We start from the raw sequence: 1,220 nt of genomic DNA, 5'->3' as shown, positions 1-1,220 counted from the left end.
GTCGTCCTTGCGCACCACGCCCAGCAGGTGACCCGGCAGCAGGTCCAGCACGTCACCGCCCGGCAGGTACGCAGCGGACACCCCCAGGGAGGCCGCCACCTGGACGGCCTCGGCGGTGGACATGACCGTGCCGGGCCGCTCCACGTCCCAGCCCTCGGCGCTGCGCCCCGAGCGCAGGTCCCGGAAGACGGTGACGAGCGCGTCGAGGACGGAGTCGTCGACCCCGAAGGCGGCGCCGGCCCGCTCGACGGCGGCGACGGCCTGCCGGCGGATCAGCTCGGCCTCGGCGTCCGGGTCGGCGATCGGGCCGACCGTCTCGAAGTTGAAGCGCCGCTTGAGGGCGGCGGACATCTCCGAGACGCCCCGGTCGCGCAGGTTGGCGGTGGCGATGACGGTGAAGCCGGGGGCGGCCGAGACCACCGCGTCCTCGGTGGCGGTCAGTTCGGGCACGCTGACCCGCCGGTCGGACAGGATCGACACGAGCGCGTCCTGCACCTCGGGCAGGCAGCGGGTGATCTCCTCGACCCGTGCCACCCGGCCCGTCCGCATCGCGCGGAGCACGGGGGAGTCGACGAGGGCCTGCGGGGTGGGGCCCTGGGCGAGCAGCAGCGCGTAGTTCCAGCCGTAGCGGAACGCGTCCTCGGTGGTGCCGGCGGTGCCCTGGACGGTGAGCTCGCTGGTGCCGGACACGGCGGCCGACAGCAGCTCGGACAGCATCGACTTGGCGGTGCCCGGCTCACCGGTGAGGAGCAGCCCGCGCTCCCCGGCCAGGGTGACCACGCAGCGTTCCACCAGGGCGCGTTCGCCGACGAACTTCGGGGCGATCACCAGCTTCGACGGGAGTCCCGCACGGCGCCCGGGCAGGGCCAGCTCCTCGCCCGCGCTGCCGCACACGAAGGTCACCACCGCGCGCGGGGTGAGCGCCCAGCCGGGCGGGCGGGGTCCGGTGTCCTGGGCGGCGAGGAAGGCGAGTTCGGCGGCGTAACGCTCCTCGGCGGGCATCGCCTGCCGGGCGGGGGCGGACTGTTCGGTGACGGTCATCGGGTATCAGGTCCTCTGGTTGTCAAAGGTTCGGCAGTACGGAGGTTCGGCAGTACGGAAGGAAGGGCCGGCGGGGGCGCGGCGGCGGCACGGTCGCGCCCCCACCGGGCGGTTCAGCGCCGGCGGGCGCCGGTCCGCTTCACCTTCAGCTCCTCGAAGCGCGGTACGTCGCCCTCGCG

General features: G+C 74.6%; 1 protein-coding gene. It reads right to left on the bottom strand.

The features are described from left to right. Positions 1–1,041: AAA family ATPase (locus SSNG_RS03275; RefSeq protein WP_007262368.1), on the bottom strand; the 1,041-nt coding region annotated here is incomplete at its 3' end. Positions 1,042–1,220 lie beyond the last annotated feature (179 nt).

This window comes from Streptomyces sp. C, from assembly GCF_000158895.1.
Taxonomy (GTDB): Bacteria; Actinomycetota; Actinomycetes; order Streptomycetales; family Streptomycetaceae; genus Streptomyces; species Streptomyces racemochromogenes.
Note: the sequence above shows the minus strand (reverse complement) of the source record. Positions and strands in the feature narration are given on the sequence as shown.